At 71.3% G+C, this 24,882-nt stretch carries 21 protein-coding genes and 1 pseudogene; 19 read left to right on the top strand and 3 right to left on the bottom strand.

The window, feature by feature from the left end; translation table 11 throughout:
- Positions 1–56: 56 nt before the first annotated feature.
- The 16 genes from JX005_RS02150 to JX005_RS02225 all read left to right on the top strand — a co-directional run bounded on the left by JX005_RS02150 (position 57) and on the right by JX005_RS02225 (position 18,569).
- The gene (locus tag JX005_RS02150) at positions 57–2,117 is read left to right on the top strand and encodes a cell wall-binding repeat-containing protein (protein WP_214465748.1); all 2,061 of its coding nucleotides are present in this window, start codon (positions 57–59) and stop codon (positions 2,115–2,117) included.
- Positions 2,118–2,211: 94 nt separating this feature from the next.
- Complete coding sequence (locus JX005_RS02155) at positions 2,212–3,105, top strand: ABC transporter permease (RefSeq protein ID WP_214465749.1); 894 nt, start codon at positions 2,212–2,214, stop codon at positions 3,103–3,105.
- Positions 3,102–3,845 carry an ABC transporter ATP-binding protein gene (locus tag JX005_RS02160; RefSeq protein ID WP_214465750.1) on the top strand — a complete coding sequence of 248 codons (744 nt, stop codon included), beginning with the start codon at positions 3,102–3,104 and terminating at the stop codon, positions 3,843–3,845. The genes JX005_RS02155 and JX005_RS02160 overlap by 4 nt, the downstream gene beginning before the upstream one ends.
- Positions 3,842–5,803: a DUF6541 family protein gene (locus JX005_RS02165; protein ID WP_214465751.1), complete on the top strand. Its 1,962-nt coding sequence runs from the start codon at positions 3,842–3,844 to the stop codon at positions 5,801–5,803. The genes JX005_RS02160 and JX005_RS02165 overlap by 4 nt, the downstream gene beginning before the upstream one ends.
- 32 nt (positions 5,804–5,835) lie before the next feature.
- Entirely contained in the window at positions 5,836–6,570 is a 735-nt protein-coding gene (locus JX005_RS02170) for a glycosyltransferase family 2 protein (RefSeq protein WP_214465752.1), read from the top strand.
- Between the two features lie 5 nt (positions 6,571–6,575).
- A complete protein-coding gene (locus JX005_RS02175; protein ID WP_246533403.1) occupies positions 6,576–6,956 on the top strand; it encodes a DUF2304 domain-containing protein in 381 nt (126 codons plus the stop codon).
- Positions 6,953–8,140 (top strand): glycosyltransferase family 4 protein, encoded by a 1,188-nt coding sequence (locus tag JX005_RS02180; RefSeq protein ID WP_214465754.1) that lies wholly within the window; start codon positions 6,953–6,955, stop codon positions 8,138–8,140. Before JX005_RS02175 ends, JX005_RS02180 begins: the two co-directional genes overlap by 4 nt.
- A gap of 64 nt (positions 8,141–8,204) precedes the next feature.
- A complete protein-coding gene (locus tag JX005_RS02185; RefSeq protein ID WP_307858477.1) occupies positions 8,205–8,816 on the top strand; it encodes an acyltransferase in 612 nt (203 codons plus the stop codon).
- Positions 8,813–9,910, top strand: coding sequence for a DegT/DnrJ/EryC1/StrS family aminotransferase (locus JX005_RS02190; protein ID WP_214465756.1), 1,098 nt, complete (start codon positions 8,813–8,815; stop codon positions 9,908–9,910). Before JX005_RS02185 ends, JX005_RS02190 begins: the two co-directional genes overlap by 4 nt.
- Positions 9,910–10,899 (top strand): Gfo/Idh/MocA family protein, encoded by a 990-nt coding sequence (locus JX005_RS02195; RefSeq protein ID WP_214465757.1) that lies wholly within the window; start codon positions 9,910–9,912, stop codon positions 10,897–10,899. The genes JX005_RS02190 and JX005_RS02195 overlap by 1 nt, the downstream gene beginning before the upstream one ends.
- Positions 10,900–10,924: 25 nt before the next feature.
- A complete protein-coding gene (locus JX005_RS02200) occupies positions 10,925–12,166 on the top strand; it encodes a glycosyltransferase family protein (protein WP_214465758.1) in 1,242 nt (413 codons plus the stop codon).
- Positions 12,163–13,947: an ABC transporter ATP-binding protein gene (locus JX005_RS02205; protein WP_214465759.1), complete on the top strand. Its 1,785-nt coding sequence runs from the start codon at positions 12,163–12,165 to the stop codon at positions 13,945–13,947. Before JX005_RS02200 ends, JX005_RS02205 begins: the two co-directional genes overlap by 4 nt.
- Positions 13,944–15,041 carry a glycosyltransferase gene (locus JX005_RS02210; protein WP_214465760.1) on the top strand — a complete coding sequence of 366 codons (1,098 nt, stop codon included), beginning with the start codon at positions 13,944–13,946 and terminating at the stop codon, positions 15,039–15,041. The genes JX005_RS02205 and JX005_RS02210 overlap by 4 nt, the downstream gene beginning before the upstream one ends.
- A complete protein-coding gene (locus JX005_RS02215) occupies positions 15,038–16,171 on the top strand; it encodes a glycosyltransferase (RefSeq protein WP_214465761.1) in 1,134 nt (377 codons plus the stop codon). Before JX005_RS02210 ends, JX005_RS02215 begins: the two co-directional genes overlap by 4 nt.
- Positions 16,168–17,397, top strand: coding sequence for a glycosyltransferase (locus tag JX005_RS02220; protein ID WP_214465762.1), 1,230 nt, complete (start codon positions 16,168–16,170; stop codon positions 17,395–17,397). Before JX005_RS02215 ends, JX005_RS02220 begins: the two co-directional genes overlap by 4 nt.
- Entirely contained in the window at positions 17,394–18,569 is a 1,176-nt protein-coding gene (locus tag JX005_RS02225; RefSeq protein ID WP_246533404.1) for a glycosyltransferase family protein, read from the top strand. Before JX005_RS02220 ends, JX005_RS02225 begins: the two co-directional genes overlap by 4 nt.
- On the opposite strand, the gene JX005_RS02230 is transcribed toward JX005_RS02225, so the two are convergent.
- Entirely contained in the window at positions 18,570–19,643 is a 1,074-nt protein-coding gene (locus JX005_RS02230; RefSeq protein WP_214465763.1) for a glycosyltransferase, read from the bottom strand.
- The gene (locus tag JX005_RS02235; RefSeq protein ID WP_214465764.1) at positions 19,640–20,725 is read right to left on the bottom strand and encodes a glycosyltransferase; all 1,086 of its coding nucleotides are present in this window, start codon (positions 20,723–20,725) and stop codon (positions 19,640–19,642) included. The genes JX005_RS02230 and JX005_RS02235 overlap by 4 nt, the downstream gene beginning before the upstream one ends.
- Positions 20,726–20,850: 125 nt before the next feature.
- On the opposite strand from JX005_RS02235, the pseudogene JX005_RS16455 reads away from it, so the two are divergent.
- From JX005_RS16455 to wecB, 3 genes and pseudogenes are all read left to right on the top strand, one after another.
- Positions 20,851–21,162 (top strand): annotated as a pseudogene (locus tag JX005_RS16455) (acyltransferase family protein); the annotation flags it as partial.
- Positions 21,163–21,205: 43 nt separating this feature from the next.
- Positions 21,206–21,754, top strand: coding sequence for an acyltransferase family protein (locus JX005_RS02245; protein WP_214465765.1), 549 nt, complete (start codon positions 21,206–21,208; stop codon positions 21,752–21,754).
- 24 nt (positions 21,755–21,778) lie between these two features.
- On the top strand, positions 21,779–22,843 hold the full coding sequence (gene wecB / locus JX005_RS02250) for a non-hydrolyzing UDP-N-acetylglucosamine 2-epimerase (protein WP_214465766.1): 1,065 nt from the start codon (positions 21,779–21,781) through the stop codon (positions 22,841–22,843).
- 52 nt (positions 22,844–22,895) lie between these two features.
- Here wecB and JX005_RS02255 read toward each other — a convergent pair whose 3' ends face one another.
- Positions 22,896–24,857: a cell wall-binding repeat-containing protein gene (locus tag JX005_RS02255; protein ID WP_214465767.1), complete on the bottom strand. Its 1,962-nt coding sequence runs from the start codon at positions 24,855–24,857 to the stop codon at positions 22,896–22,898.
- Between the last annotated feature and the right edge of the window lie 25 nt (positions 24,858–24,882).

The raw sequence follows: 24,882 nt of genomic DNA on the forward strand, positions 1-24,882 counted from the left end.
GCGCGGATCACAGTCTTCGTGTTGTACTCATCCGTCACATCCGTCACACTGGTCGCATGGCGGGGGCTGAAGAGACGGGTGCACGCGTGCGCCTGAAGAGACTGGCAGGCATCGGACTGGCGATCGCAGCCCTCGTGGTCGGACTGGTGTCGCCGCCGGCATCCGCGGCTCCGTCCGGGCAGGTGGAGGCGTCGGTCGCCGCGGCACCGGCGGTCGGATCGGGCGGGGTGCTCACCGCCGATCTCACCAAGTTCCAGCCGGGGAACATCATCGGCGACAACGTCTTCTTCAACCGGTCGGCCATGACCGAGGCGCAGATCCAGACGTTCCTCCAGTCGAAGGGCCCGGCGTGCCGTGCCGGGTACACGTGCCTGAAGGACTACTACGACACGTCCCGCACCATCCCGGCCGACGCGATGTGCGGCGCGTACTCGGGCGGCGTGCGCGAGCGCGCCTCGCGCATCATCTACCGGGTGGCTCAGGCATGCGGCATCAACCCGCAGGTGCTGATCGTCATGCTCCAGAAGGAGCAGGGGCTGGTGCTGTCGAACGGACCCAGCGCGTACAACTACCGGGCCGCGATGGGGCAGGGCTGCCCCGACACTGCTGCGTGCGACACCCGGTACTACGGATTCTTCAACCAGGTGTACGGCGGTGCGTGGCAGCTCAAGCGCTACGCGAACCCGCCCGGCACCTCGCAGTTCTTCACGTGGTACGCCCCGGGGAAGACCTGGAACATCCTCTATCACCCCGACAGGAGCTGCGGCACGTCGCCCGTGCTCATCCAGAACCAGGCGACCGCCAACCTGTACTACTACACGCCGTACCGGCCGAATGCGGCGGCGCTGCGGGCCGGGTACAACGAGGGCGACCGCTGCTCCTCATACGGCAACCGCAACTTCTACAACTTCTTCACCGACTGGTTCGGCTCCACGCAGTACTCGTCCTTCGCCTCGGCTCCGACGCCGACCGTCGCGGGAACGGCCCTGGCCGGGCAGGTCCTGACCGCGAAGCCCGGCTCGTGGTCACCGGCGCCCAGCTCGCTCAGCTACCAGTGGCTCAAGGGCGGCCAGGCGATCGCCGGGGCGACCGGGGCGACCCTGAAGGTGACGAACGAGCTCGCGGGCAGTGCGCTCTCGGTGCGGGTCGTCGCGAAGCGGACGGCGTACGAGACCGTCACGAAGACGTCGGGCACCGTCGCCGCGCGAGGCTTCGCCGTCGACCGGCTCCAGGGCGACACACGGTACGAGACCGCCGTGGCTGTGTCCACGCGCGCCCACCCCGGGACCGTCGCCACCGTGTACCTCGCCACCGGAGCCGACTACGCCGACGCACTGTCCGCGGCGGCACTGGCGGCTCGTGACGATGCCGCGCTCCTCCTCGCGCCCGTCAACGCGCTGCCCGACGCCGTGGCGGCCGAGCTGCGGCGCCTCCAGCCCTCCCGCGTCGTGCTGATCGGCGGCGAGGGTGCCCTGGATGCCGGCACTGAGACGCGTGTCGCCCGCTTCGTCGGAGCGTCCACCGCCATCGAGCGGGTGGCGGGGATCGACCGGTACGAGACGTCGCGCCTGCTTGCAGCCCGGTTCGGGACCGCCCCCGCGGTGTACGTCGCCACCGGCCGGACGTTCGCCGACGCGCTGGGCGCCGCCGCCGTGGCCGGCACCCGCAGTGCGCCGGTGCTGCTGGTGGACGGTGTGACGGGCACCTTCGGCCCCGAGCAGCTGGCCACCCTCAAGTCGCTCGCCACGCGGTCGGCGGTCATCGTCGGCGGGCAGGGAGCCGTGTCGAGCAATGTCGCGACGCAGATGCGGGCGCTGGGCATCACCGTGAGCCGGTACGGCGGCGCCGATCGCTTCGCGACGAACAAGACGCTGAACTCCGCGTCGTTCGGAGCGTCGACGCCCCGCGCCTTCCTGGCGACCGGCTTCGACTTCCCCGACGCGCTGACCGGATCGGTGCTGGCCGCGAGCAGCGGCGCGCCGCTGCTCATCAGCGCGCAGGCGTGCGTCTCGGCGACGGCCGCCGACTACGCCAAGGAGCGCGGCGTCACGGCGCTCACGCTGGTGGGCGGTGTCGGCGCGCTGTCCACCCACACCGCGCGGATGCTCCGCTGCTGACGGCCGACGCCCAGGGTGACGCGTCGGGGGTGACCTAGACTGAAGTGGTTTGCCCCGAGGGCGGGTCGCCCTTGCCCATTGACGAAGCAGAACCGTGAGCAACAACCCCCGCCTCTTCGACGCTGTCCCCCGCGCGCAGTTCGACGTGCCCGGGCGCAGCAGCGGTCTCCTCGACGTCTTCCGGTGGCACTACCTGCTGCGCCTCCTCGTGCGCACGGGTGTGACGACGAGGTACCGCAACTCGGTGCTCGGCTGGACCTGGTCCTACGTTCGGCCGGCCGCGCAGTTCGTCGTCTTCTTCGTCGTGCTGGGCGTCTTCCTCCAGCTCAACAGGGGCATCCCCAACTACGCGATCTACCTGTTCTCGGGGATCGTCGTCATCAACCTCTTCAGCGAGGGGTTCAAGAACGCGACGACGTCGATCGTCAACAACGCCGCCCTCGTGCGCAAGGTGTACCTGCCGCGTCAGCTCTTCGCGGTGTCCGCCGTGATCGTCGCGTTCGTGCACTTCCTGCCGCAGGTGGTCCTGCTGCTCATCGTGTGCCTGTTCTTCGGCTGGATCGTGCAGATCTCGGTGCTCAGCATCCTGGCCATCCTTGCGGGGATGCTGCTCATCATGCTCTTCGCGCTCGGGCTGGGCCTGCTGTTCGGAGCCATGAACGTGCGCTTCCGCGACGCCGAGAATATCGTCGAGCTCCTGCTGCTGCTCGCCACCTGGGCATCGCCGGTCCTGTACTTCTGGACCATGGTCGCCGACGTGCTGCCGCCGTGGCTGTTCCAGCTCTACATGCTGAACCCGATCACTCAGGCGGTGGAGCTCTTCCACTTCGCGTTCTGGTACCCGATCACCGCGTCCGACCCGGCGCTGCCGTTGCCCCCCATGCTGGGGATCAACACGCTGTGGACGTTCCTCATCACGATCGTGACGATCGTCATCGGACAGGCCGTGTTCCGCCGCCTCGAGGGAAGGTTCGCGCAAGACCTATGAGCCAGCCCACCGCCGCCCCTCGCCGCCCCAGCATCATCGTCGACGGCGTCCGCAAGCGCTTCACGATCAATCACGCGCTGTCGCTGAAGGACACCGTCGTGGCGTGGATCCGCCGCCGCACCCTCACGAGCGACTTCGAAGCCCTCAAGGGCGTCGACATCGTCGTCGACGAGGGCGAGTCGGTCGCGATCCTCGGCCTGAACGGCTCGGGCAAGTCGACGCTGCTCAAGCTGATCTCGGGCGTGATGGCCCCGGACGGCGGCGAAGTGCTCACGCGCGGCCGCGTGGCGGGCCTCATCGAGGTGGGTGCCGGATTCCATCCCGAGCTGTCGGGGCGTGAGAACGTCTTCCTCAACGCGGCGATCCTCGGCATGACCCGGAGCGAGATCGAGGCGCGGTACGACGAGATCGTCGCGTTCAGCGAGATCGAGGAGTTCATCGACCAGGAGGTCAAGCACTACTCATCGGGCATGTTCATGCGCCTCGCGTTCTCGGTCGCGATCCACGTCGCGGTCGACGTGCTGCTCGTGGACGAGATCCTGTCCGTCGGCGACGCGCCGTTCCGCGAGAAGTGCCGGCTGAAGTTCGAAGAGCTCATCGCCGCCCGCAAGACCCTCCTCATCGTGAGCCACGATCTCGACATGGTGCGCGAGCTGTGCGTGCGCGGCGTCGTGCTGAACAAGGGAGAGGTCGTCTACGACGGTCCGATCGAGGGGGCCGTCCGCCTGGTGGCGTCGTGACCGGCGACTGGCTCGCCGCCGTCCCTGCGCTGATCGCCGCCGTGGCCGTCCTGTTCGGGCCCGGATTCGCCATGGGCGCCGGGCTGCGGCTGCGGGGCCTCGCCCTCTGGGCGCTCGCGCCCGTCCTGAGCGTCGCCCTGATCGCCGGACTCGCCTTCGTGTACGGTCTGGTCCGCATCCCCTGGTCGCTGGGGTCGATCCTCGGCGGCACGGCGGCGGTGGTCGTGCTCGCCTGGCTGGCCGGCCTCCTGCTCGGACCTCGAGTGCCCAGGCCGCCGCGCGACGTCCGCTGGACCCGCCTTCTCGCAGGAGGTCTGGTCGTCGGTGCTCTCCTGACGGCCGCGCGCTTCCTCATCTATCTGCACGACCCCGCGGCCATCTCGATGACGAACGACGCGGTGTTCCACCTGAACGCCGTCCGCTACGTCCTCGAGACGGGATCGGCGTCGTCGCTCCACATCAGCGGCGTCGTGGGCGGCAGCGGCTTCTATCCGGCGGCGTGGCACGGAATCGCCTCGACGGTCGTCCTCATCACCGGCGCCTCGATCCCGGTGGCCGCCAACATGGTCTCGCTGGTGATCGCGGCAGGCGTCTGGACCCTGGGCATCGCCTGGTTCGCCCGCTCCATCACGGGCGCGCCGTCGGCGACCGGTGCACTGGCGGCGTCGCTGTCGGCCTCCCTCCCGGTGTTCCCGATGCTCATGTTCCAGTGGGGGGTGCTGTACTCCTACGCGCTCGCACTTGCGCTGGTCCCCGCCGCGGCGGCGCTGATCATCGACGCCCCGCGCTGGTTCGCCGGCCGCGGGCCGGTGCGCGGCACGGCGCGGACGGCGGCTCTCCTCGCGGTCCTCGTCGTCGCGGCGGCGGGGGCGCTCGCACTCTCGCAGCCGGCGGTCCTGCTGACGTGGGGCATCCTCGTCATCACGTGGTTCTCGTGGTGGGCGATCTCGACCGCGGTGGCGAGCAGCGGTCGGCGACGGATGCTGCTCCTCGTCGCGGTCGGCGGCGCGTGGGCGGTCTTCGTCACGGTGTGGATCCTGCTCACGCGGAGCACCTCGGGTTCGCACTGGCCGCCGTTCCGCGGCAAGCTCGAGGCGGTCCTCGACGTCGTGCTGAACGGCCAGGTGCTGCTCCCGGTGATGGCCGGCGTCAGCATCCTGATGCTCGTCGGACTCGTCGTGTCGGTGCGGCGTCCTCCGCTGCGGTGGCTCGCGACCGCCTGGGTCGTGTCGGGCTCGCTCTACGTCGTCTCGGCCGGCATCGGCAACCCTTTCCTGCGCCGCTGGCTGCTCGGCGCCTGGTACGCCGACCCGTACCGCATCGCGGCCGCGGGGGCGGTCGTGGTCGTGCCGCTCGCCGCGATCGGCCTCGCTGTGATCGCCACCTGGGCCGCGCAGGCCATCTCCGCGCGTCGCGGCGAGACCGCCGCGCGGTTCGGGGCGGCATGGGCCATCGTCGCCGTCGCGGCGCTGGGCGTGATCCTCCTCATCGCCGCGCCGATGCTGCAGCTGCGCGGCGTCACCGACCGCGAGATCGACACCGAGTCGCGCTACGCCACGGACGAATACCTGTCGCCGGACGAGCGCGTGCTCCTCGAGCGTCTCGACGAGCACGTTCCCCCGGGTGAGCGCGTGATCGGCAACCCCTCCACCGGGATGGGCTTCGCCTACATGCTCAGCGCCGCCGACGTGTTCCCCCGCACCTGGGCCGCGCCGCGGACCGACCCATGGCGGATGATCGAGCAGAGCCTGCGCCAGGCCGGGAGCGATCCGGCCGTATGCGAGGCGCTCGCCGCGTACGGCTCGCCGACCTACGTGCTCGACTTCGGTCTGGGCGAGGACAGCCCCGGCCGCTACGAGCTGCCCGGGATGACGGGGTTCGAGGGGAAGCGCGGATTCGAGCTCGTCGATGAGCAGGGGGACGCGTCGTTGTGGCGGATCACCGCTTGCGCACCGTGACGGACGCGCGCGCCCGATTAGGATGGCGTGATATGCCCGGCCGCGCGCACCCGCTCTTGATCGTCGTCCCGGCGCTCAACGAGCAGGATGCCGTGGGCGCGGTCGTGCGCAGCATCCGCGCGTCGGTTCCCGACGCCGTCTGCCTGGTCGTCGATGACGGCTCCACCGACGACACGGCGGCTGTGGCCCGAGCGGCCGGAGCGACCGTGCTGAGCCTGCCGTTCAACCTCGGCGTCGGCGGCGCGATGCGTGCGGGCTTCCGCTACGCCCGCGATCACGATCACGGCATCGTGGTGCAGGTCGATGCCGACGGCCAGCACGACCCGCGCTACATCGAGGAGCTGGTGGCCGGCCTGGAGACGGCCGACGTCGTCATCGGCGCCCGTTTCGCGGGCGTCGGCGACTACGGCGTGCGCGGACCCCGGCGCTGGGCGATGCGCGTCCTCGCGTCGGCGGTGAGCGGAGTGGCGGGCCGTCGCCTCGATGACGTCACGAGCGGCTTCAAGGCCAGCGGGCCAGCGGCGGTGCGACTGTTCGCCGAGACCTACCCCGCCGAGTACCTGGGCGACACCGTCGAGGCGCTGGTGATCGGCGCCCGCGCCGGTCTTCGGATCACCCAGCTTCCGGTCGAGATGCGCCCGCGTCAGGCCGGTGTGCCCTCCCACCAGCCGCTGCGGGCGACGGTGTATCTCCTGCGCGCGGGCGTCGCCTTCCTGCTCGCTCTCCTCCGACCCCGCGTCGCCGTCCCTCCGGAGGGCCCCGAATGAACCCCATGACCTATGCGTTCGGCATCGCCGCCGCGGTGCTGGCCCTCGTAGCGATCGTCGAGCTGATGCGACGAGCGACGCTCCGCGAGCGTCACGCCGTCTGGTGGCTCGTCGGCGGCGTCATCGCCCTCGTGGTCGCGATCTTCCCGCAGACCCTGACCTGGGCCGCCGACCTGCTGGGCATCGCCGTCCCGACCAACCTCGTCTTCTTCATCGCGATCGGCCTCCTGTTCCTCGTCAGCCTGCAGTACGGCGCCGAGCTGACGCGCATCGAGGACAAGATCCGGACCCTCGCCGAGAAGAGCGCGTTCCACGAGCAGCGCATCGCCGAACTCGAGGACGCGCAGCCGGCGGCTGAAGACGACGGCGAGGGCCGAGCGCGATGAGCACGCGCCGCGACGACCGCCCGACGGTCGTCATCGCGTCACGCCTGTTCACGCCCGAGGTCAGCGCCGGCGCCTTCCGGCTGGGTGCGCTGGCACGCGGACTCGCCGCCGGCGGCGCCGCGGTCACCGTCGTGACGACCATTCCGCCGCCGCACGCGCCGGCGACGCCCGACCCGTCAGGCGTCGCCGTCTCCCGGTGGCCGGTCCTGCGCGACCGCGGAGGCAACGTGCGGGGATACATCCAGTACGCGAGCTTCGACGCGCCCCTGCTGCTGAGGCTCCTCTTCCGCCGCTGGAACGTGGCCGTCGCCGAGTCCCCTCCGACGACCGGGCTGGTGGTGGCGATCGCCGCCTTCCTCCGACGCCGCCGCTTCGTGTACTACGCCGCCGACGTCTGGACCGACGGCGTCATCGCGATGGGCGCCCCCCGACCGGTGATCGCCCTCATGCGGTGGATGGAGCGCGCCGCCCTGCGCCGGGCCGCCGGCATCCTGTCCATCTCGGACGAGGTCACCGAGCGTCTCGTCGCGCTCGGCGCCGACCGCCGGCGCGTCGCGCTCGTCGGGAACGGGATCGACACGGACGTGTTCTCACCCCAGGTGACGCCCGCTGCCCGCGACCGCTATTTCGTGTACACCGGCACGATGTCGGAATGGCAGCGCCCCGACGTCTTCGTCCGGGCATTCGCCCTCATCGCCGACGAGCACCCCGACGTGCGGCTGCGGTTCTTCGGACAGGGAGCGGTCGAAGGCGCCCTGCGCTCCTTGGCGGAGGAGCTCGTGCCCGGGAGGGTGGAGTTCGGGGGAGTGGTCAGCCCCGCCGACTCCGCCTCGTGGATCCGCGGCGCCGCGGCAGCCCTCGTGAGCATCGCGCCCGGGATCGGCTACGACTTCGCCCGGCCGACCAAGACCTACGCCGCCGCGGCTTGTGGAACGCCCGTGCTCTTCTCCGGTGCACCCGTCGGCGGGGCGCTGGTCGTCGACGCCGGTCTCGGCGAGGCGGTGGAGTTCTCGCCGGACGCGGTCGCCGCGGGGATGCGACGGCTGCTCGTGGCGGCGACCTCGGGCGAGACGGAGAGCCGCCGCGCGGACCGTGCCGCGTGGGCCCGCGACCATGTGTCGCTGGCCGCCGTCGGCGAGCGTGCGGCCGACGCCGTGCTCGGTGTGCAGACGGGGCCGCGATGACGGCCGGATACAATCGTTGCGCACCGCCGGCAGCCCCCACGCCCGGTGCAGGGAGCCCCGAATCGTGACACACTCTTCCGCCGTGCGCATCGTCGAATCGGCCGACGTCTCGCCCGAGGCCACCATCGGCGACGGGTCCTCCATCTGGCATCTCGCGCAGGTCCGCGAGAAGGCCGTGCTCGGCCGCGGCTGCATCGTCGGGCGCGGCGCCTACGTCGGCACCGGCGTGGTGATGGGCGACAACTGCAAGGTGCAGAACTACGCCCTCGTCTACGAGCCGGCGCGACTCGGCGACGGGGTCTTCATCGGACCTGCCGTCGTGCTGACCAACGACACGTACCCGCGGGCCATCAATCCGGACGGCTCCCTCAAGAGCGCGCACGACTGGGAGCCCGTCGGGGTCACGATCGAGACCGGTGCGTCGATCGGGGCACGGGCCACCTGCGTGGCTCCTGTCACCATCGGCGCCTGGGCCACCGTCGCGGCCGGTGCCGTCGTCGTGAAAGACGTTCCGCCGTTCGCGCTGGTCGCCGGGGTCCCCGCCCGGCGTCTCGGCTGGGTCGGCAAGGCGGGGGTTCCGCTGACGCGAGCCGAGCCCGACGGTCCCTGGATCTGCCCGGAGACGGGCGCCCGATACATCGAGTCCGACGGACTCCTGACAGAGGAGGACGCGTGAGCGAGTTCATCCCGCCCGCCAAGCCCATCATCGGCGACGAAGAGCGGGAAGCGGTCGACCGCGTCCTGCGCAGCGGCATGGTCGCCCAGGGTCCGGAGGTCGCCGCGTTCGAGCACGAGTTCTCCGCGCACTTCGTGCAGGGCCGTCCCGTGGTCGCCGTGAACTCGGGCACGGCGGGCCTGCACCTCGGCCTCCTGGCCGCCGGCGTCGGCGCGGGCGACGAGGTCATCGTGCCGTCGTTCACCTTCGCGGCGACGGGCAACTCCGTCGCCCTCACCGGGGCGACCCCGGTCTTCGCCGACATCGAGCCTGAGACGTTCACGCTCGATCCGGCCGCGGTCGAGGCATCCATCACCTCCAAGACCAAGGGCATCATGCCCGTCCACCTCTACGGTCACCCGGCGCGCATGCGCGAGCTCGAGGCGATCGCCCGACGACACGACATCGCTCTCTATGAAGACGCGGCGCAGGCGCACGGCGCGTCGCTCGACGGGCGGCTCGTCGGCACCTTCGGCGCGTTCGGCATGTTCTCGCTCTATCCGACGAAGAACATGACCAGCGGTGAGGGCGGCATGATCTCGGCGGCGACGGACGAGATCGCCCGCGCCGCACGGCTGCTGCGCAACCAGGGCATGGAGCGTCAGTACGAGAACGAGGTCATCGGGTTCAACGCCCGCATGACCGACATCCACGCCGCGATCGGCCGTGTCCAGCTCACGAAGGTGGATGCCTGGACCGCGACCCGTCAGGCCAACGCGGCGTTCCTCGACGCGAACCTGAGCGGTGTCGTCGTGCCGCCGGTGCTCGACGGGGCGGTGCACGTCTACCACCAGTACACGGTCCGCGTCGCAGACGACCGGGACGGGTTCGTCGCCGCGCTCAAGGCCGAGCACAACATCGGCAGCGGGGTGTACTACCCGATCCCCAACCACCGTCTGCCGTCGCTCGCGCACTTCGCCCCGGGGGTCGACCTCCCCGCGACCGAGACCGCGGCACGCGAGGTCGTCTCCCTCCCGGTGCACCCCTCGCTCTCGCAGGGCGACCTCGAGCGCATCGTCGAGGCCGTGAACACGGTGGCGGGAGCGGGCGCCTGATGGCCGCCGCCCTGCGTGCCGGGCTGCTCGGCGTCGGGATGATGGGGCGCCATCACGCCCGCGTGCTGCGCGAGATCGACGGCGTCGACCTGGTCGCGATCGCCGATCCCGGCGGCGACCCCCACGGCGTCGCCGGCGAGCTGCCGGTGCTGCCCGACATCGAAGCGCTCATTGGGGCGGGCATCGACATCGCCGTCGTGGCGGTGCCCACGAGGTTCCACGAGGATGCCGCCCTGAAGCTCGCCGCTGCGGGCGTCCACACCCTCGTGGAGAAGCCGATCGCCGAGACCGTCCCCGCCGGGCGGCGCATGGTCGAAGCCTTCGCGTCCGCAGGGCTGGTCGGCGCGGTCGGCCACATCGAGCGGTTCAACCCCGCCCTGCAGCAGCTCCGCCGGCGGCTCGAAGCCGGCGACCTGGGCAACGTCTACCAGATCGCCACGCGCCGTCAGGGGCCGTTCCCCTCCCGCATCGCCGACGTCGGCGTCGCGAAGGACCTCGCCTCTCACGACGTCGACCTGACGGCGTGGGTCGCGCAGAGCGAGTACGTCAACGTCTTCGCGCAGACGACGTTCAAGAGCGGGCGCGATCACGAGGACATGATCGCCATCACCGGTCGCCTCGCCTCCGGCGTGATCGTGAACCACCTCGTCAACTGGCTCAGCCCCATGAAGGAGCGCATGACGATCGTGACGGGGGAGAAGGGCGCCTTCGTCGCCGATACGGCCACGGGTGATCTCACGTTCTACGCCAACGGCACGATCCCGCTCGAGTGGGAGTCCGTCTCGAGCTTCCGCGGTGTGTCGGAGGGCGACGTCACCCGATACGCGTTCGCGAAGCGCGAGCCGCTGCGCGTCGAGCACGAGGCGTTCCGCGACGCGGTGCTCGGCCTCCCGAGCGACGTCGTCACGATGGAGCAGGGGCTGCGCACGCTCGCCGTCGTCGAGGCCGCGCTCGCCTCGGCCGGGTCGGGCGGTTCGGTCGTACCGTGACGCCGCCGCTGCGCAGGGAGCGCGCGTGATCGGCCGCCTGCGCGCGGCCGTCGCGGGCTCGGCGCTGGGCACGCGGGTGCACCACGCCCTCCGCGACGTCCGGGAGGCGCGGGCCGTGGGAACGACGCGCGTCGGATCGGCGGAGCGCCGTCTCCTGATCGCACCCGTCAACTCCGCCGGCCAGGCCTACGCGTGGGCCCGTGCCGCGGAACGGTCCAGCGGCGTCGCGGCGGCGAACTTCGCCTACCGCGACCCGGGCGACGTGTTCGGCTACCCCGCCGACCATCGGGTCCCCACCGCTCTCTTCCGCACCAACACGCGGTGGCAGCGAGCGCAGCGTCGCGCCGTCGAGCGGCGGTTCACCCACGTCATCGTCGAGAGCGGGCGGCAGATCCTCGGCGGGGAGGGCTCACCGGCTGATCAGATCGCCGACCTGCAGTCACGGGGTATCGCCGTGGCCCTGCTGTTCCACGGCAGCGACATCCGCACACCGAGCGTCCACGCGGAGCGCGAGCGTGACTCGCCGTTCCGCGACGGGCGGTACGCCGACACCGCGCGGCTGGAGGAGATCGCCGCCCGCAATCACGAGCTCATCGCTCGAACGGGTGCACCCGTGCTCGTCTCGACGCCCGATCTGCTCGAGCACGTGCCGCAGGCGACCTGGCTTCCCGTGGTCGTCGACGTCGAGCTGTGGGGGCGGGCGACAAGCGATCCGCCGCTCAAGCGGGAGCGGCCGGTCGTCGTCCACGCGCCGAGCAACGCCGGTCTCAAAGGCAGCGACCTCATCGGCGAGACGCTGCGCGGGCTCGACGCAGACGGCCTGCTCGAGTACCGCGAGCTGCGCGGCATCCCCGCCGCCGACATGCCTGCGCACTACGGCGCAGCCGACATCGTCCTCGACCAGTTCTCGCTGGGCATCTACGGCGTCGCCGCCTGCGAGGCCATGGCGGCCGGCCGGCTCGTGATCAGCCACGTGAGTGAGAGCACGCGCGCGGAGGTGCGAGACCGCACGGGTCTCGAGCTCCCGATCCTCGAGACGCGCGCGGAATCCCTGGCCGCCACGCTGCGCGGCGTCATCGCCGACCGCGGCGGGTCCGCCGCGTTCGCCGCCCGCGGTCCGTCGTTCGTCGCTGCCGTCCACGGCGGGGAGCAGTCGGCTCGCGTCCTCGGCGGCTTCCTCGGCCTGTCCACCGAAAGCGCTCAGGATCCGGCGTGGGAGAATGGCCGGATGCCGAAAACACGCAGGTCCGCGGGTGAACGCCCGTGAAGCTCGTCGCGAAGACCTTCCGTGAGCTGCTCGTCTGGCTGCCCGCCGACGCGAAGGCGTATCTCCGTCGCTACATCGTGGTGTCGTGCCTCCTCGCCGTGCTCGACATCGGCGCCATCATGCTGCTCGCCCTGAGCCTCGCCCCGATGATCTCCGGCACCGCGATCAACCTCCCGCTCATCGGCCGCGTCGGTCAGGACGCCTTCGTCTGGGTGTTCGGCACGGTCGCCCTGCTCATCCTGATCAAGTCGGGGCTGGCGCTGCTCCAGCAGTGGTTCGCGACGCGGCGATTCGCCTCGTTCGAGCTCGAGATCGGCAGGCGGCTGTTCGACTCCTACATCAAGGCGCCGTGGACGCATCGGCTCGCCCGCAACACCGCGCAGATCGTGCGCATCGCCGATGTGGGCATCGCCAACGCCACGAGCGGATTCCTCCTCCCGATCATCCAGCTGCCCGCACTGGTCGTGAGCTTCGTGCTCATCGTCGTCGTCCTGCTGATCGCGCAGCCGCTCACCGCCTTCATCACGGTCGCCTACCTCGGCGGCATCATGGCGATCCTCTACTGGGTGGTGTCGGGCAAGTCGGTCCAGGCCGGCCGGGTGTCGCGCGACTTCTCCCTCAAGGTGTCGTCGCTCATGACCGAGATGGTGCAGGCGCTCAAGGAGATCACCCTCCGCAACAAGACGGCCGAGGTGGCCGACGTCGTGCAGTACAACCGGTCGTTCAGCACCCGTGCGCGGGCGAACATGAACTTCCTCGGCTCGGTCCCCGTGTTCGTGCTCAACGCGGCCCTCGTCGGAGGGTTCCTCCTCGTCGGCGGCATCGGATATGCCACCGCCGGCATGGAGGCAGCCATCGCCTCGGTCGCGCTGTTCGCCGTCGCAGGCTTCCGCCTCATCCCGTCGCTGACGGGATTCCAGTCGATCGTCACGACCACGACCGCGAACGTTCCCCACGTGCAGGGCGTCATCTTCGACATCAAGGCATCGCAGATCCACATCGACGCGGCCGAGAAGCTCGGCCACGACCCCATCGTCGGATCGCCCCAGGCCCTCCGGCTCAAGGACGTCTCGTTCGGCTACCCCGGGCACGAGGACACCCCCGCGATCCACGACATCGACCTCGACATCCCGATCGGCAGCTCGCTCGCGCTCGTGGGCACCTCCGGCGCCGGCAAATCCACCCTCGTCGACGTGCTCCTCGGTCTGCTCGTCCCCCAGAAGGGCACCATCCGGCTGGACGACCAGGACCTCACCGACGTGCTCGCCGCCTGGCGCTCTCGCGTGGGCTACGTGCCCCAGGACGTCGCGCTGTTCGACGGCACGATCGCACAGAACGTCGCGCTCGCGTGGGAGGACGACGAGATCGACTTCGACAAGGTGCAGGAGGCCCTCACGCGCGCTCAGCTGTGGGACACCATCGCCGCTCGCGAGGGCGGGATGCGCGGACGCATCGGCGAGCGCGGCCTCGCACTCTCCGGCGGTCAGCGTCAGCGCCTCGGGATCGCCCGCGCGCTGTACAGCGATCCGCTGATCCTCGTGCTCGACGAGGCCACGAGCGCCCTCGACAACAAGACGGAGTCGCTCGTCACCGCCGCCATCCGCGGGCTCAAGGGCGAGGTGACGATCGTCTCGGTCGCCCACCGCCTGTCGACCATCCGCGACAGCGACGTGATCTGCTTCCTCCAGGACGGCACGATCGCCGCCCGCGGAACGTTCGACGAGCTCGTCGCCGCTGTCCCCAACTTCGCCGAGCAGGCGCAGCTCGCGGGACTGGCATGACCGCTGCGTTCGTCGACGTGGTCATCGCGTGCCATGACGAGACCCGTCCGCTCGAGAGAGCCGTCCGGTCGCTGTTCCAGGATCCGGCGGTGCGCGATCGGGTCCGCGCGACGGTCGTCGCCCACGGCCTCGCGCCGGAGCTCCTCGAGCGCAAGCTGTCGGCCATCGACGGAGACTGGCGTGTGGTCGGCTTCTCCGACGGCGTCCGCAGCGCTGCGGGGCCCTTCAATCACGGCCTCGCGCTGGTCGAGTCGGAGTACTGCGCGGTGATGGGGTCGGACGACTTCCTCGAGCCGGGTGCGATGGCGCAGTGGGTCGCCTACGCGGAGAAGGAGAGGCCGGATGCCGCGATCGCGCGCATCCGGATCGACGGGCAGCCCATCATGCCGAACCCGCTCACCCGCGTCGGCCGCCGGCGGCGGCTCGACGCCGCCAAGGACCGGCTGTTCTACCGGACCGCGCCCCTCGGCCTCATCCGCACCGCGACGATGCGCGCCCGAGGACTCGCGATGACGGAGGGCGTTCGCGTCGGAGAGGACTTCGAGTTCGGCATCCGACTGTTCTCGCAGTCCGACCGCGTCGACTTCCTCGGAGACGCGCCGTGCTACGTCATCGGCGTGGACGCGCGCGAGCGGACGACGCTCGCACCCATGAGCATGGAGGAGGGCCTGGCGGCGGTCGTGCGGCTGCTCGACGACGGCCTCCCCGCACAGCTCGCGCCCGCGCACCGCCGGGCGCTCGCCATCAAGCTCGTCCGGATCAGCGTCATCGGCAACGCGCGGTCGCGGCCGGATGCCGCGCAGTGGCGCGACGACGACGAGGTGCGATTCCTCGCGTCCCTGCTCCAGCGTCTGGTCGCCCTCGCGCCGCGCGTGCTCGAGCCGTTCAACCTGCAGGACCGCGGCATCCTCGACGGACTGCTCGCCGAGCCGACCATCGCCCGCGTCACCGCCGACGCGGCCCGTGCCGCGCGCGCCGGTCGGCGGGAGCGCTGGCTCACCCGCAACCCGCTGCGCAGCTTCGGCCGTGAGACGATGCTGCGCCGGTACGTACTGTATGTGCTCAAACGCGAGCGAAAGGCCCCTCGCCCATGACGTCACGCCCGACGATGCTGATCCTGTCGTACTCGCCCATCGCGAGAGACGCGCGGGTGCTCAAGCAGGTCAGCCGCTTCACCCAGGACTTCGACGTGACCACCTGCGGCTACGGCCCCGCGCCGGAGGGGGTCGTCGAGCACATCAGCATGCCCGACGACCAGCGGTACAACGACCTCGACGGCAAGCTGATCACGCTCAAGCACTACCGCAAGGCGTACTGGCGGCTGTCGGCGGTGAAGTGGTCGCGTGAGCACCTGCGCGGGCGGCGCTTCGACGTCGCGATCGCGAACGACGTCGAGGCCGTCCCCGTGGCCGTCAAGCTCCGCCCCCGTCGCGGCGTGCTGGCAGATCTGCACGAGTACAGCCCGCGGCTGCACGACGACCATCAGCTGTGGTTCCAGCGCATCACGCCGTGGTTCGAGTGGGTGGTCAGGCGCTACGTGACGAAGGCGAACGCCTGGACGACCGTCAGCCGCGGGATCGTCGACGAGTACGAGAAGAACTTCGGATTCCGGGCGGAGCTGGTCACCAACGCCGCGCCTCTGCAGCAGCTCGAGCCCCAGCCGGTGGGCGAGCCCATCCGGCTCGTCCACAGCGGTGCCTGCCTGCGGAACCGGCAGCTCCACGTCATGGCGGAGGCCGTCGACGCCGCCGCGGTGGACGTCACGCTGGACTTCTACCTGACGGCCAACGACCCGCCCTATCTCGAGGAGCTCAAGGAGTACGCGGGGCGCTCATCGCGGGTGACGGTCCATGACCCGGTGCCGTACGCCGAACTGGCCGACACGCTCAACGCCTATGACGTGGGCATCCACGTCCTCCCCCCGATCAACTTCAACAACAAGCTGGCGCTGCCGAACAAGCTGTTCGACTACGTGCAGGCCCGCCTGGGAGTCGTCATCGGCCCGTCCCAGGAGATGGAGTACTACGTCGACCATTACGACATCGGCGTCGTCGCGGACGACTTCACCCGGGAGGCGACGACGGCGGCGATCGATCGACTGGACGTCGAAGCGGTGACCGGTTTCAAGCGCCGGGCTCACGAGAACGCCGAGCAGCTGGCGGGTGAGCGGCAGGTCGACGTGTGGGAGCGGATCATCGGCGAGCTGATGACCCGGCGGCGATGACGCGACTGCTGCTCTTCACGAACGACTACCCGTACGGATCGGGTGACTCGGTGTTCGTGCAGAAGGAGATCCCGGCGCTCGCCGAGCGCTTCGACGACGTCATCGTGTTCTGCCACGCGCGCGACACATCCGCCGCGATGGTCGACATGCCGTCCAACGTGGTGCTCGGCGGCAACCTCTTCCGCCCGGCGCCGGAGGACCGCATCTGGACGCCGCTTCGTCCCCGCTACCTCGGAGCGACGATCGCGGCGGCGGCGAGAGAAGCCCGCGCCGGGCGCCTGCGCGGTCACGTCCGCCTCTTCCTGATGGGCGCACGGGTAGGGATCACCCAGGCGCATCGGGCAGCCGTGCGCGAGGCGATCGCCGGCGATCCGCAGTCCGTCGCGTACGCGTTCTGGGGCATGGGCGGCGGGCTCGGTCTCGCGTGGCTCCGCGGAGTGCGCGCGCGGGCGGTGCGGCTGCACCGGTACGACCTCTACGAGGACCGCTCGCCGGAGGGCTACCTGCCCTTCCGCCGGCACCTGTTCGCGCGCGCCGACCGCGTGCTCGTCATCTCCCGCGACGGCCAGGAGTATCTGGCCGAGACCTATCGCGACCCCGAGCTGGACGGCAAGACGGTGCTCAGCCGGCTGGGGGTGGCCGGACCCGACGTGCTCACACGCCCGCCGCGCGGACCTGAGCGGGTCGTCGTCTCGTGCTCGGCCGTATCGGAGGTCAAGCGGGTGGACCTCATCCTCGCGGCCGTCAGCGAGCTGGCCGCCACGACCGATGCGCACGTCCGCTGGGTGCACTTCGGCTCCGGACCGGACGAGGACGCGCTGCGGCAGCAGGCCGAGGCGGCGCCGCCGGGACTCACCGTGGAGCTGCGGGGCCAGACCCCGAACGACGAGGTGACCCGGTTCTACCGGGAGGAGCGCGTCGACGTGTTCGTCAACGCGAGTTCGAGCGAGGGCGTGCCGGTGAGCATCATGGAGGCCGCCGCGTTCGGGATCCCGGTCGTCGCGACGGCGGTGGGCGGGACGCCCGAGATCGTCGGAACGGACCTCGGTTCGGGCGAGCTGGTGAGCGCCGATCCACTGCCCGGCGAGATCGGCCGCGCTCTGCGCACCGTGCTCGAGGCGGAAGACGGCGCCTACGACCCGCGCCGCGTGTGGGCGGAGCGGTATGACGTCCGCCGCACCGCCGCGCACGCCGCCGACCTCATTCGAGGACTCCTGCCGGCATGAGCGCGCCCGCCGACGATTCCGCCCCCGACAGCGAAGGTGCCGCGACCATGAAGCCGAAGCTGCTCATCCTCTCGTTCTCGCCGATCGCCTCCGACGCGCGGGTGCTCAAGCAGATCGACCTGTTCGCGCGCGACTACGACGTCACCACCTGCGGCTACGGCCCGGCGCCGGCCGGCGTCTCGGAGCACGTGCCCGTGCCCGACGAGTTCGCCATCTGGCGGTACTCGCGGCGCGACGTCGTGCTCCGGCGATGGCAGCGGGCGTACTGGGGGAACGCGGCGATCGCCTCGGCGCGCCGAGACCTCGCCGGGCGCCGGTTCGACGTCGTGCTGGCCGACGACGTCGACGCGGTGGGCCTGGCGCTTGCGCTGGAGCCGGCCCGCGGGGTCCATGCCGACCTTCACGAGTACTCGCCGCGGCAGCACGAGGAGATGCTGCGCTTCCGCCTGTTCGTCCGGCCGTTCATCGAGTGGATGTGCCGTCGGTTCGTCGCGCGGGCGGCGTCGTGGACCACGGTGAGCGGCGGGCTGGCGAGGGAGTACGAGCGCGTGTTCGGCTTCCGCCCGGAGGTCGTGACCAACGCCGCTCCGTACCGCGAGCTCGAGCCCTCGGAGGTCCACGAGCCCCGACGCCTCGTCCACTCGGGAGCTGCGCTGCGCAATCGGCATCTCGGAACGCTGATCGACGGCGTGCTCGCGTCGCGTTCGGGGGCGACCCTCGACCTCTATCTCACGCCGAACGACGTCGCCTACCTCGAAGAGCTCCGCGCCGCGGCCGCCGCGTCCGGCGGCCGGGTGATCCTGCACGACCCCGTCCCCTACGCCGAGCTCGCGGGCACCCTCGCCCGCTACGACGTCGGGGTCCACATCCTCCCCCCGGTGAACTTCAACAACCGGTGGGCGCTCCCGAACAAGATCTTCGACTACGTGCAGGCGCGGCTCGGCGTCGTCGTCGGGCCCTCGCCGGAGATGGCCGACTACGTGACGCGCTACGGCGTGGGAACCGTCACCGACGACTTCACCGCCGAGTCCCTGACCCGTCTCGTCGACGGGCTCGACGAGACGTCCGTGGCCGCCTACAAGCGGGCCTCGCAGCAGCACGCGCGAGAGCTCTCGAGCGAGGCGCAGGTGCAGATCTGGAAGCGCGCCGTGGACGCGATCGCCGGACGCTGATCAGATCAGCTGCAGCGCGGATGCCCCGGCCATGCGCAGCGGGGCCTCACGGTGCAGGCTGTACCGCAGGTCACGGGGCAGCAGCGAGCGTGGATGGGCGTGGCTGCGCCGGAGCAGCGCGGCGGAGACGAGCACCTCGGCGCTGACCGTCTCGTCGAGCACGGCGTCGAGCAGATCCCGGTCGCGCCGCGACAGCACGCGCTCGATCCCGTCGCCCGCCGCGAGGATCCGCCGGGTCGCGTCCAGCAGAGCGACTCGCTCGCCGGGCGCCCACAGCGCCGGGTCGGCGCGATTGCCGACGGCTCCGAAGACGTGGATGCGGAGGAACTTGACGGCGATCGCCGAGCGGGCGGCGGGCGGGAGGGCATCGAACCAGGGGGCGTCCAGCACGGCGGGGACGTAGGCGAGCTCCTCCGCGATCGGCCGCGACGCCACCGTGGTGCGGTCCGCGGAGTCCGTGTGGATGACGTACGCCGGCCCGCGGCGGTCGTAGGCGATGCGCGCCCCCGAGAACCACAGGCGCGTCACGTACGGCACGTCTTCGCCGACGGCCAGCCCGTGCGCGAAGCGGAGATCGCCGAACCTCGCTGTCGAGACGAGCCCGAGAGGTGCCGAGCGATAGCTCACGCGGTCGGCCACCGGGTCGAGGAGACGGCCGCGGAACACGCGCGTGGGGGGCGTCGGGACGGGTCCGCCGCCGGCGATCCGGAGTCGCGCGATGACGGCATCCGCTCCCGTCCGCCTCGCGGTCTCCAGCCAGGAGGTGATGGATCCCCGAGCGAGTTCGTCGTCGGAGCCCAGAACGGACGTGTAGCGCGCCTGCGCGGCATCCAGTCCCGCATTGAACGGTCCGGCAGGACTGCGGATGCCGTCGGCAAGGGGGAGCACCGTCACGTCGGGGTGCGCGGCGAGCGGTCCGAGCCGGTCGACGATGGCATCGATCGGCGTGTTGTGCGCCACGACGATGACACCCGTCGCTCCCGGCGCCCCGGCGCTCAAGGCGGACCGCACGGCCCGGTCGACGGGCCGGGAGGGATCGTGGACGGCGATGACGACGTCGACGTCGCGGGTCACGCGGCCACCGCCGTCGCGTACACGCGTTCGAGGGCCCCGACCACCGTCTCCTCCGAGAACCTGTCGGCGACGGTGGCCGCGATGTCGTCGGCGGAGAGACCGTCGGTCGTCCGCAGGAGGTCGAGCACGGCATCCGCATACGCGGGACCCGACTGGTCGGCCACGAACCGGCTCACCGGCGGCAGGGCGTAGTCGACGGCGCCCGTCTGCGCGCCCGACACGACGGGCCGCCCGTGCATGAGGGCCTCCGCCGCGACGACGCAGAAGTTGTCGCCCTGCGTCGGCAGCAGCAGGAGGTGGGCGGCGTCGAGCTCGCGCCCGACGGCGACCGGGTCGAGGATGCCCGTGAGACGCAGGCTGCCGGCGATGCTGAGAGCCTCGGCGGCGGCGATCATGGGGGCGCGCTCAGGTCCGTCACCGACCCAGACGAGCTCGGCGTCGGTTCCGCGCGCGCGCAGCTCGCCCAGCGCGCTCACCGCGAGCAGCGGGCCCTTGCGCGGGATGAGGCCGCCGATCCCGATGAGTCGGAGCGGGGGAGCGGAGGGCAGCTCCCGCACCGCCACCTCCGGGACGACGCAGGGGACGAGTTCGATCGGCCCGGAGCGGGCCCGCGCGACGGCGGTCGTGAGCCGGCTGCTCTCGGTGACCACGACGTCCGGCCGCGCGAGCGCCGGACGCAGGACGGCCGCGACGACCCGCTCCGCCGCGGACAGCGTCTCGGGCGAGGTCAGGCCCGACCAGTGCTCCGAGTGCACCCACGGCCGGCGGGTGACGCGCCCGGCCGCCCAGGGGATCAGCAGCGTGAGGGCGTGCGTGTGCACGACATCCGCGTCGGCGGCCGCGCGACGGACCGCGCGCCGGGCGCGGAGATAGTCCAGTGGCCTCGAGCGCCGCAGCCGGACGCGCGCGAGCGGGAAGCCGCCGCCGGCGGGCGACCCGGCCTCGGCGGGGCCGGTCCAGTCCAGATGGAGCACTCGCACGTCGTGCGACCGGGCGAGCGCCACAGCCTCCCGGTACACGAACAGACCCTGCTGCGGAGCCTCCGCCGTGGGGAACCACGGCGTGATGATGAGGATGCGCACCTCGCGAGCGTATCAATTCGACATCGGCCCATCGGCCCGTCGGCTAGTGTCCGAGGGTGACATCTGCCCCCGCCGGCCGGCTGCCGGCCCTGGACATCCTGCGCGTCGTGGCTGTCGCCGGTGTCGTGGCCATCCACGTCTTCGCCGCCACCGTCGAGAACGAGGCCATCCGGGGCAGCGGAACGTGGTGGGTGGCGGTGGCCATCGACATCGGATTCATCTGGGTCGTCCCCGCCTTCGTCATGGTCAGCGGCGCGCTGCTGTTCACGACGCGCATGCAGGGGGAGGGACCGGCCGCCTTCTACCGCACGCGGCTGCTGCGGCTCGGTCCCGCCTTCGTCTTCTGGCAGCTGTTCTACATCGTCGTCGTGCGCATGTGGATGAGCGGGCAGGATCTGAGCCTCGGAGCCGCCGCCGGACTGATCGCCGACGGGACGACCTACACCCACCTGTACTTCCTGTGGCTGATCGTCGGGCTGTATGCCGTCGCGCCCGTCGGTTCTCGGGGCGGCCGGCTCTCCGCGTCCCATCCACCTCAGCGCGCTCACGCAGTGGCTTCCCTATGTCGGGTACTTCGTCGCCGGCGCGGCGTTCGCCGGAATCGTGGTGAGACGAGGTCAGGCGCTCCTCCTGGCGCTGGCCGCCGCCGCGCTCCTCGCCTTCGGCATCTGGGAGTACGGGGTCAGCCCCGCCTTTCCCGCCGTCCGCGCCCTCCTTCCGGTGACCTACACCAGCGTGGTCACGGCGGGCGCGACGATCGCGATCTTCCTGCTGGCGCAGCGGCTGTTCTCGGGGAGGGTCGGCCCCATGGCGGGCAAGGTGTGGCGGACGCTGTCGGATGCCTCGTTCGGCGTGTTCCTCGTGCACTTCGCGATCCTGATCGCCGTCCGGATGCTGCTGCCCGACTTCGCCCGTGCGGCGACGTCGTCGATCGTCGCCGCCGTGCTGCTGTGGCTGGCCGTCGTGACAGTGTCGTTCGCCGTGTCGCTGACCGCCCGGCGCATCCCCTTCGTCCGTCGGGTGTTCTGAGGCTGCCGCCTAGACTGGTGCCTCGTGAAGATCGTCAGCGTCGTGGGCGCGCGCCCCCAGTTCGTCAAGCTCGCTCCGATCGCCAAGGCCGCTGCCGCGGCCGGCGTCGAGCACGTCATCGTCCACACAGGGCAGCACTACGACCCGATGCTCTCCGACGTCTTCTTCAGCGATCTCGGCATCGCGGCGCCGGACGTGCATCTGGGCGTGGGGAGCGGATCGCACGGCGTGCAGACCGGCTCGATGCTCTCCGCCCTCGACGGCGTGTTCGACGCGCAGCAGCCGGACTGGGTGCTCGTCTACGGCGACACCAACTCCACCGTCGCGGCGGCGCTCAGCGCAGTCAAGATGCATCTGCCCGTCGCCCACCTCGAGGCCGGCCTGCGCAGCTTCAACCGCCGGATGCCCGAGGAGCACAACCGGGTCCTCACCGACCACGCCGCCGATCTCCTGCTCGCCCCCACGGAGGTCGCCGTGTCGCACCTCGCGTCCGAGGGGCTGGGGGAGCGCACGGTGCTGGTCGGCGACGTCATGACCGACGTGCTGTTCGAGGTGCGCGACCAGGTGGGTGCGACCCCGTCTCGGCTGCGCGCCGAGCTCGGCCTGGACGAGGGCGGCTACTACGTCGCGACGATCCACCGCGCAGAGAACACCGACAGCCCGGAGCGCCTGGCCCAGGTGGTCGACGGCCTCGCCGGGCTCGACCGGCCCGTCATCCTCCTGGCGCACCCTCGCGTCGTGGCGAAGGCGGCGGCATCGGGGATCGAGCTCACGCAGGGGTCGCTGATCTCGCACGCGCCGCTCGCGTACCCCGACCTGATCTCCGCGGCGCTGTCCAGCGCGGGCGTCGTCACCGACTCGGGCGGCCTCCAGAAGGAGGCGTTCCTCCTGCGGGTGCCCTGCACGACCGTGCGCACCGAGACGGAATGGGTCGAGACGGTCGACCTGGGCTGGAACGTCCTCGCCCAGACCACCGAGGAGATCGCCGCGGGGGTGTCGCGACCGCGCCCGGCCGACACCGACGACGCACCGTACGGCGACGGACACGCCGCCACTCGGGTCATCGAGACCCTGCTCTCGCACCGCTGACGCGCGCCCGCCGGTGGCACCCGCGAACGGGAGTCGCCGGCGCCGCGGCCGCCTACTGGGGCGGACCGTCCTCCCAGCCGAGGATCTCGCCGGGAGCGGTCCTGCGGAGCATCGGCGCCTGCCAGTCGGCGCGGAGCAGCTCTGCCCACTCACCGAACTCCGGGTCCCCGGTCAGGCGCGACAGGGTATCCAGCTGCCACGAGTGGATGCCGTGATAGGCCGAGTTCTGCCAGAGCGGACTCTGGCAGTAAGGGCGCTGGACGCAGTAGTACGACACCTGTCCGGGCTTGCGCACGATCGGCATGATCGACAGGACGGTCGTGGCGGCGCCGTCGGCGTACTCCTCGGCTACAGGATCCCCCGTGAGCCGCCAGTAGTCGTAGACGCCGAAGATCGCGAAGATCTGTCCGTTCAGCACGAGGAGCGGCGGCTGGTTGCCTGCGTACTCCTCGAAGAACAGCGAGCCGCCGTCGACCATGGTCGACCACGGCTCGGCCGCGGAGCGTGGCTGCAGGAAGCTCTGCCAGGTCTTGTCGGCGGCCGTCATCCAGCGAGGGTCGGCCGTCTCCTCGTACAGCCGCACGAACAGCGACAGCGCCTGCCCCTGCGCCATCCCCGACCACCACGGCACCGTCATGGTCCGCTGGTAGTACGTCCAGGGGAAGAGGTAAGGGAACCACCAGGCGCCGTCGCGCTCGGTGCGGATCTGCGAGAGCCTCTCGGCATGCCGGATGGCCCGGTCCATCCAGACCTGCTCGCCCGTCGCCTGGTACATCCTGAGCGCGCTGATGCCGTACTGCGCGTAGGCCACCGGATGGTCGGCGCGCTGGTTGTTGTCGCGTCGCAGGTAGATCCGGAGTCCGGTCGAGTCGAGCTGATACGCCGGGTCGAGCACGTTGACCGGGTACCGGTCGGAGTACGGGATCGCCGCGTCGGCCCGGAACGACCAGCCCGTCGTCTCGAAGTCGGGCTGCGGCTGCGTGGTCTGCGCGCACGCCTTGTTCGCAGCGGCGGCGTTCGACACCACGCCGGTCCCGCCGACCACGAACCGCGTGCCGGTCGCCGAGGCGAGGACCTCGTGCGCGGCGCCGGGCACGCAGTCCGGACGAGTCAGCAGCAGGGGTGCCTGCAGCCGCCCGGCGAGGGCTCCGGCGGACAGCGCGTCGGGGAAGTCCATCCCGGTCGCGAGGAACGTGACGCCGGCAGGGGCGTCGGCGAAGTAGTGCCTCTGCACCGCGACGGCCGTCTCGAACCGCGACGCACCGGCCACGCGACTCACGTCGAACCCGGCCGTCCGCAGCTGCTGCTCGATGCGGATGTCGATCGCGCCGTGCCCGCCGGCCAGGGCGATCGACTTGACGCCCCACCCCGTCAGCGCCTTCACCGTGGCGGACGGGAGTGCGGCCCGGGAGCCGTCGACCAGAAGAAGGGGCGCGTCGGCCATCGCGACGGCGCTGCCGGCGCTCAGCGCGTCGGCGAAGCCGCGGCCGGTGGCGAGCGCGATGTGCTCCGACCGGCGGAAGGTCGAGTCGATGACGGCCTGCGAGGTCGCGTAGCGGTCGGCCCCGCTGATGCGCTGGGTCGGTGCGATCCCGCGCAGCGTGCGCAGCACGCCATCCGAGACGGCGCCCGTGCCGCCCAGCACGATGATCCTGCCCGGCCGCAGCCGCCGCAGCTCGTCCCGGACGACGGTCGGCAGGCCGTCCTTGCGCGTGAGGAGCAGCGGACCGCCGAGGTGCGTCGCCGCCGGGACCCCGGCGAGGGCGTCGGCGAAGTCCATGCCCAGTGCGACGAACGCGACGGGCACGTCGCGGGGGAACTTCCGCGACACGATGACGCTCGTCTCGAAGCGGCTCGCGCCGGCGAGGCGCGTCACCTGCGCAGCGGCGACCGCCGTCGCGGACGTGTCTGCGGGCGCTGCCATCGTGACGGGGGAGGCCGGGGCGGTCGCAGACCGCGCGGGCGCCGCCGCCGCGGGCGCGGCGATCGTTCCGATCAGCAGGCTGGCGAGCACGAAGGTCGCCGCCGTGCGGGTGCGG

The organism is Microbacterium flavescens, assembly GCF_018588945.1.
Classification (GTDB): domain Bacteria; phylum Actinomycetota; class Actinomycetes; order Actinomycetales; family Microbacteriaceae; genus Microbacterium; species Microbacterium flavescens.